A 7,316-nucleotide genomic window follows, 5' to 3' on the forward strand; every position below is an offset into this window, starting at 1 on the left:
GTCAGATGTCGGCCCGCAGCCTTAAGGTCACCTTAACCAGACGCCTGCCGGACGCGGTCGAGACCCGCATGCGCGAGCTGTTCGACGCGCGGCTGAACCTGACCGACCGACCGATGACGCGCGAGGAGCTGGCCCAGGCCATGGCGACCAGCGACGTGCTGGTGCCCACCATCACCGACCGCATCGACGCCGACCTGATCGCCGGCGCGCCCGACGCGTTGAAGATGATCGCCAACTTCGGCGCGGGGACCGAACACATCGACGTGGCGGCCGCCCAGGCGCGCGGCATCCTGGTCACCAACACGCCCGGCGTCCTGACCGAGGACACCGCCGACCTGGCCATGACCCTGATCCTGGCCGTCTCGCGCCGCGTGGTCGAAGGGGCAGAGGCCCTGCGCGCCGGTCAGTTCGCCGGCTGGACCCCCACCTGGATGATGGGGCGCAAGCTGTGGGGCAAGCGGCTGGGCATCGTCGGCATGGGCCGCATCGGCCAGGCCCTGGCCCGGCGCGCCCGTGCCTTCGGCATCCAGGTCCACTATCACAACCGCAAGCCGCTCAGCCCGATGATCGAAGAGGAACTGGGCGCGACCTACTGGGACGACCTGGACGCCATGCTGCCCCGCATGGACCTGGTCTCCCTGAACACCCCGGCCACGCCGGAGACGCATCACATCCTGTCGGCCCAGCGCCTGTCCCGCCTGCAACCGCACGCCATCGTCATCAACACCGCGCGCGGCGAACTGATCGACGAGGCGTCTTTGGCGAAGGCGTTGAACGAGAACCGCCTCGGCGGCGCCGGCCTCGACGTCTTCGAGCACGAGCCGGCGGTCCACCCCGACCTGCTGCACAGCCCCAAGGCCGTCCTCCTGCCCCACCTCGGGTCGGCCACGGTCGAGTCGCGTCAGGACATGGGCGACCGGGTCATCCTGAACGTCATGACCTTCGCCGGCGGACACAGGCCGCCCGATCGGGTACTGCCTGCAGCCTGAACCCTTGACCCCTCGCAGGCCCTCAGGTTGTGATCGGGGCAGTTCGGGGGAGTTCAGGCATGAGCGGAACGTTCAGGCGTCGCGTCGGTCCGGTGACCACGCGGCGACGGATGATGGTGGGCGCGACGGCGCTGGGACTGGTCGTGGGAGCCGGCCCGGCCTGGGCCCGCCGCACGGCATATCCGATAGAGGCGTTTTTCCGTCCCGAGCGAACTGTGGGAGTGGCCCTGTCGCCTAACGGAGCCCGGCTCGCCTGCCTCGAACAGCTGGGCACGGCCGCCGCGCCGCAAGGCGCGATCGACATCGTGGACGCCTCCGATCCCGAAGGCGCCCGCAGCCGAATCGACATCGGGCCCCTGGAGGTCCAGAGCGTCACCTGGGCCAACGACGAGCGCCTTCTGGTGCGCGTCCTCCTGCGCACGACCGCCAGCGGGCGAGCCCCCACCGGCAGCAACATCAGGTCGGACGATCTGGAGCTGGTCCAGCGGCGGATTCTGTCCCTGGACGTTTCCGGAGCGTCGCCGCCCGTCGTCCTTTTCCAGGACCAGCGCCGTCGCATGCGCCAGAATTTCGACCTCGGCCGCATCGTCGACATGCTGCCGGCGGAGCCCGACCATGTCTTGATGACCGCGCGCGAGAACGACGGCGTGCTGGGCCTGCACCGCGTCGACGTGCGCGACGGGTCGGCGGTGCGCATCGAGCGCGGCGCGAGCGGCACCTATGCCTGGAGAACCCAGGGCGGCGTCGCGGTCCTGCGGCACGACGTCAATGCGCGCGGCAACGTCGAGACGGTCTACGGCCGGGCTCCGGGCGAGAGCGAATGGCGCTTCCTCCGGCGCAACTGGATCGCGGACGCCCCCGACTTCTCCTGGGTCGCCGAAACCGACCGACCGGGCGTGGTCCTCGTCACCGCCCGTCAGGAAGGGGAGGACGTGGAATCTCTGCGGGAGCTGGACCTCGCCACCCTCGCCTTCGGACCGCCCCTCCAATCCCGCGAAGGGCGGGATGTGCTGGGCGGCCTGACGGATTCCTCCGGCCGGCACGTCGGGGCGGCCTTTTATGGCGACCGTCTGGAGTACGCCTTCGTCGAAGAAGGGCTGGCGGCCCACCACCGCGCGCTGGACCGGTTCTTCGACGGCGCTTGCGACGTGGCGATCCAGGCCGTGGACGCCGCCCGCAACCGTTTCCTCGCCTATGCCGTCGGCCCGCGGGAACCCGGCAGCTGGTGGCTTTACGACCGGGCGGCTCGCGCCGTCACCAACGTCGGCTGGCGGCGCGATCTGGAGCCGGAAAGACTGGGCGATGCGGAAACGCTGAAGGTCGCCACGCGCGACGGAGCGGGCATCGAGGCCTATCTGACCGCGCCGCCGGACGCGAGACCGGGCCCGCTGGTCGTCCTGGTCCACGGCGGACCCGAGGTCAGGGACCATCGCGTCTGGGACCGTCAGGCCCAGATCCTCGCCGCCCAGGGCTGGTGGGTTCTGCAGCCCAATTTCCGCGGCTCAGGCGGCTATGGCCGCGCTTTCGCCGAACAGGGGTGGCGTCGCTGGGGCGACCTGATGCAGCACGACGTCGAGGACGCCGTGGCGCACGCCATCTCGGCCAGGGGGCTGGACGCGGCCCGCGTCGGCATCATGGGCGTCAGCTACGGCGGCTATGCGGCCCTGATGGGGGCGGTGCTGAGGCCAGACCTCTACAAGGCCGCCGTCGGCATTTGCGGCGTCTACGACCTGCCCGACATGATGGAATGGGAGCGTCGGCTGGACGACACGCCGGGCGCCCAGATCGTGGAGTTCTGGACCCGCCGGATCGGCGACGTGCGGATGGACGGGCCCCGTCTGGAGGCGGCCTCGCCCCGCCGGCGCGCGGCCGAGGTCGGCTGTCCGGTCCTGCTGGTCCACGGCGTCGAGGACGGGGTCGTGCCGGTGGCCCAGTCCCACCGGATGCGCGACGCCCTGCGCGCCGCCCGCAAGCCGGTGGAATACGTGGAGATCCCGGAATTCGGCCACGCGGACTGGGAGGACGACCAGGAGATGGCCCTCATGCGGCGCTACGTCGACCTGTTCCGCACCGCCTTCGCCTGACCGCAGTCGGAGCAGGCGGGGTCGGCGGCGACCTTCACGGTCCGCGCCTGTCCGCTCAGGCCGTCGAAGACCAGCAGTCGCCCGCTCAGCGGCTCGCCCGCTCCGGCGATCAGCTTGACCGCCTCCAGCGCGCACAGGCTGCCGACCAGCCCGGCCAGGGCCCCGATCACGCCCACGCGGGCGCAGGTCTCGACCTCGGGCGGGGTCTCGGGCACCAGGCAGGCCCAGCAGGGGCGGCCCGTGAACACGCCGACCTGACCGCTCCATCGCCCCAGCGCCCCGGACACCAGCGGCACGCCCAACGCCAGACACGCCGCATTCACCGCCCGGCGCGCGTCGAAGTCGTCGGTGCCGTCGATCACCACGTCGCAGCCGGCCAGCAGGTCGCCGGCCGTCGCGGGCGTCGCCGCCTCGGGCCGCGCCTCGATCGACGCATGAGGGTTCAGCGCCACCAACCGCTCCGCCGCAGCCTCGACCTTGAGCCGACCGACGTCGGCGCTGGCGAACTGCACCTGACGCTGAAGATTGGACAGGGACACGACGTCCGGGTCGACCAGCCTCAGGGCGCCCACCCCCGCCGCGGCCAAATCCAGCGCCGCCGGGCCGCCCACGCCGCCCACGCCGACCACGGCCACGCGCGCGGCCTTCAGCCGCCGCTGGCCCACGCCGCCGACCTCGGCCAGCATCAGGTGGCGCGCATAGCGCTCGATCTCGTCGTCGGAGAGGGTCACGCCCTCGACATAGGATCCGAAGCGACCGCCGTCACGCGGCGAGGCGGCGCTCCAGGACGTCCTGGGCCATCTCCGCGGTCAGCAGGGACAGGCACGGGACGCCCACCGCCCGCAGAAAGGCCTCGGGGTCGTCGCAGACGGCCATGGGCTCATTCAGCGCACGGGAGGTCACCGGCGCGTCGAGGATCACCTCGACGTCCGTATGCCGGGGATCGGCGTGGATCCGCTCCAGCGCCCGCGCGATCACGTGATCGGGGCCCTCCATGGCCTCGACCACCCGATCGCCGTGCAGAACCATGCCCGCCGTGACGTCGGCCTGACGGTTGTTCCGCTCGGCGGCGCCGAGGATGTGGGCCAGCGCCATGGTGCTGAGGCCCGCGGGGCTGAGCGTCCGGCTGATGAAAACGACGCGACGTAGCACTGAGATTCCCCATAGCGGCGTAATCTTGGGTAGATTGTGTCGTTGTAACGGGTTACATTGGTCAAAATGTGACTCTTCGGTGACCTTGAAATCGCTCACCTTTCGCTTGCCGCGCCGCATTTCCGTCGCCATCTGCAACGGATGATGAATTCCACCTTTCCCGACTGGCATGGCACGACCATCCTCGCCGTGCGCAAGAACGGCCGCACGGTGATCGCCGGCGACGGCCAGGTCTCGATGGGCCCGACCATCGTCAAAGGATCCGCGCGCAAGGTGCGGGTACTGGCCGGCGGCAAGGTGCTGGCGGGCTTCGCCGGCGCCACGGCGGACGCCCTGACTCTGATCGAACGGCTTGAGGCCAAGCTGGAGCAGTTTCCGGACCAGCTGGCCCGCGCCTGCGTCGACCTGGCCAAGGACTGGCGCACCGACCGCTACCTGCGCCGGCTGGAGGCCATGCTGCTGGTGGCGGACCGGGCCTCGATCTACACCGTCACGGGCGTCGGCGACGTGCTGGAGCCCGAGCACGGCGTGGCCGCCGTCGGCTCCGGCGGCAATTTCGCCCTCGCCGCCGCCCGCGCCCTGATCGACAACTCCGACCTCGACGCCGAAGCCATCGCGCGCAAGTCCATGGCCATCGCCGCCGAGGTCTGCGTCTACACCAACGGCAATCTGACGGTGGAGACGCTGGAGTAGACGTCGCTCCTCGATGTCGATGTCTGCTGGTTCATCACCAAGGACACCAAGGATGCACGAAGGACACCAAGAGACCGAGCCCGTGACGAACGCCGTTGACCAAGTCGGCCGTACCGTCGTCGATGCCGCGCTCACCGTCCATAGAGCCTTGGGCCCTGGGCTGCTGGAGTCCGTCTACGAAGCCTGCCTCGCCGAAGAGCTCACCAAAAGGGGCCTACGGGTGCAGCGCCAGGTCAGCGTGCCGGTGATCTATGGTGACGTTCGCATCGACGTGGGGTTCCGCCTTGATTTGCTGGTGAACGACGCGGTCGTCGTGGAAATCAAATCGATCGACGCCTTGGCGTCGATCCATACGGCCCAGGTTTTGACCTACCTTCGCTTCTCCCGTGTTCGGCTCGGCTATCTGATCAATTTCAATATTGTGCTTCTCAAGAACGGCATCCGCCGACTCGCCCTCTGAACCCTTGGTGTCCTTGGTGTCCTTGGTGGTCCTTGGTGCCCTTGGTGATGAACCAAGCCTCGCCAACGCCAGACGCCGACCCACCTAACGGCCTCCATGACAGATCTTTCACCCCGCGAAATCGTCTCCGAACTGGATCGCCACATCGTCGGTCAGGCCGACGCCAAGCGCGCCGTGGCCGTGGCCCTGCGCAACCGGTGGCGGCGCAAGCGCGTGCCCGAGGGGCTGCGCGACGAGGTGACGCCCAAGAACATCCTGATGATCGGCCCCACCGGCGTCGGCAAGACCGAGATCGCCCGCCGTCTGGCGAAGCTGTCCGGCGCGCCCTTCCTCAAGGTCGAGGCCACCAAGTTCACCGAGGTCGGCTACGTCGGCCGCGACGTGGACCAGATCATACGCGACCTGGTCGAGGCCGCCCTTGTCATGGTGCGCGACCGCCGCCGCGCCGACGTCCGGGCCAAGGCCGAAGCGGCGGCCGAGGAGCGCATCCTCGACGCCCTGGTCGGGCCGGGCGCCCAGCCGGCGACGCGCGACAGCTTCCGCACCAAACTGCGCGCCGGCCAGATGGACGACAAGGAGATCGAGATCGCCCTGGCCGACACCACGTCCCCGATCCAGGGCATGGATCTGCCCGGCGGGAACGTCGGCCTGCTGAACCTGTCGGAAATGCTGGGCAAGCTGGGCGGAGGCCGCACCAAGACCGTCCGCACCACCGTGCGCGAGGCCGTGGCCCCGCTGACGTCGGAGGAAGCCGACAAGCTGCTGGATCAGGACGGCCTGACGCGCGAGGCGGTGACGCTGGCCGAGCAGGAAGGCATCGTCTTCCTCGACGAGATCGACAAGGTCGCCGCCCGGTCGGAGGCGCGCGGCGCCGACGTGTCGCGCGAGGGCGTCCAGCGCGACCTGCTGCCCCTGATCGAGGGCACGACGGTCTCGACCAAGTATGGCCCGGTGAAGTCGGACCACGTGCTGTTCATCGCCTCGGGCGCCTTCCACGTCGCCAAGCCGTCGGACCTCCTGCCCGAACTGCAGGGCCGCCTGCCGATCCGGGTCGAGCTCAAGGCCCTGACGCGCGAGGACTTCGCCCGCATCCTGACCGAGCCCGAGGCCAACCTGATCCGCCAGAACCAGGCCCTGATGGAAACCGAGGGCGTCGATCTGACTTTCACCGACGAGGCGATCCAGGCTTTGGCCGACGCCGCCGTCGCCGCCAACACGGCGGTCGAGAACATCGGCGCCCGTCGCCTTCAGACCGTGGTCGAGCGCGTGCTGGAAGAGCTCAGCTTCACGGCCCCCGACCGCCCCGGCCCCTTCGTCGTCGACGCCGACCTGGTCCGCGCCAGCGTCTCCGACCTGGCCAACGACGCCGACCTGGGGCGATACATCCTTTAAGGTGGACCGCGACCTCGATCGCCGTCCGGCTCGCGTTCATGGAGCCCGTCTGAGCCGTCCCTTACTTGTGAGGCACGGGCTCCCAAATCCTCCCCCCGCGCACCCTCTCCCGCCGGGAGAGGGAACGGCGACTTGGGTCGGGAAGTTGTGACGACTTCTCCCGTCTTTCTTTGCCCTTTCAACGCGGTGCGTTTTTCCATCCGCGACTTTCCGACGTCGGTTGGGGCGTGCGGCAGCATCTGGGGGTTCCGTCGCGGGGGAGGGCGCAAGGCCTTGCGAGCTTGTCGCGGCGGGAGCGGTTCGAGCGGGGGCTGCGTCGGGAACTCCTATGTTCCTGAGCGGCCGGTGCTGGTCTCGACGCGGGTTCCGCGGTCTTCCTGCCCTCAAGCAGCGAGGCCCCGCGGGCCGAGCGATAGGGCCAAAAAAGAGCATCATGGCGCGTCACGGGAAGGCGCGCGTCCGGGTCCGGGGTTCGCAAGTCTCCCGCCCGCCCGCCAGGGGCGCGTCCGTTAGTCGCCAAGCAGCGGCCCTATGCGGTGGTTCCGG

The 7,316-nt window shown here is 69.6% G+C and carries 7 protein-coding genes; 5 read left to right on the top strand and 2 right to left on the bottom strand.

All coding sequences use genetic code 11. The features are described 5' to 3' along the window. Window positions 1–5: 5 nt before the first annotated feature. Both VGN45_RS14455 and VGN45_RS14460 read left to right on the top strand, forming a co-directional pair. Complete coding sequence (locus VGN45_RS14455) at window positions 6–989, top strand: D-glycerate dehydrogenase (RefSeq protein ID WP_327463692.1); 984 nt, start codon at window positions 6–8, stop codon at window positions 987–989. 59 nt (window positions 990–1,048) lie between these two features. Beyond that, the gene (locus tag VGN45_RS14460; protein ID WP_327463694.1) at window positions 1,049–3,073 is read left to right on the top strand and encodes an alpha/beta hydrolase family protein; all 2,025 of its coding nucleotides are present in this window, start codon (window positions 1,049–1,051) and stop codon (window positions 3,071–3,073) included. On the opposite strand, the gene VGN45_RS14465 is transcribed toward VGN45_RS14460, so the two are convergent. Further along, window positions 3,040–3,804, bottom strand: a complete 765-nt coding sequence (locus VGN45_RS14465; protein ID WP_327463696.1) for a HesA/MoeB/ThiF family protein — start codon at window positions 3,802–3,804, stop codon at window positions 3,040–3,042. The genes VGN45_RS14460 and VGN45_RS14465 overlap by 34 nt on opposite strands. Before the next feature lie 31 nt (window positions 3,805–3,835). Further along, window positions 3,836–4,225, bottom strand: a complete 390-nt coding sequence (locus tag VGN45_RS14470) for a BLUF domain-containing protein (protein ID WP_327463698.1) — start codon at window positions 4,223–4,225, stop codon at window positions 3,836–3,838. A 141-nt stretch (window positions 4,226–4,366) separates the two neighbouring features. On the opposite strand from VGN45_RS14470, the gene hslV reads away from it, so the two are divergent. From hslV to hslU, 3 genes are all read left to right on the top strand, one after another. Then, the gene (hslV, locus tag VGN45_RS14475; RefSeq protein ID WP_327463700.1) at window positions 4,367–4,918 is read left to right on the top strand and encodes an ATP-dependent protease subunit HslV; all 552 of its coding nucleotides are present in this window, start codon (window positions 4,367–4,369) and stop codon (window positions 4,916–4,918) included. A gap of 82 nt (window positions 4,919–5,000) precedes the next feature. Beyond that, window positions 5,001–5,378: a GxxExxY protein gene (locus VGN45_RS14480; RefSeq protein ID WP_327463702.1), complete on the top strand. Its 378-nt coding sequence runs from the start codon at window positions 5,001–5,003 to the stop codon at window positions 5,376–5,378. A gap of 96 nt (window positions 5,379–5,474) precedes the next feature. Further along, the gene (gene hslU / locus VGN45_RS14485) at window positions 5,475–6,770 is read left to right on the top strand and encodes an ATP-dependent protease ATPase subunit HslU (RefSeq protein ID WP_327463704.1); all 1,296 of its coding nucleotides are present in this window, start codon (window positions 5,475–5,477) and stop codon (window positions 6,768–6,770) included. Window positions 6,771–7,316: the final 546 nt, after the last annotated feature.

This window comes from Brevundimonas sp., assembly GCF_035999125.1.
Taxonomy (GTDB): domain Bacteria; phylum Pseudomonadota; class Alphaproteobacteria; order Caulobacterales; family Caulobacteraceae; genus Brevundimonas.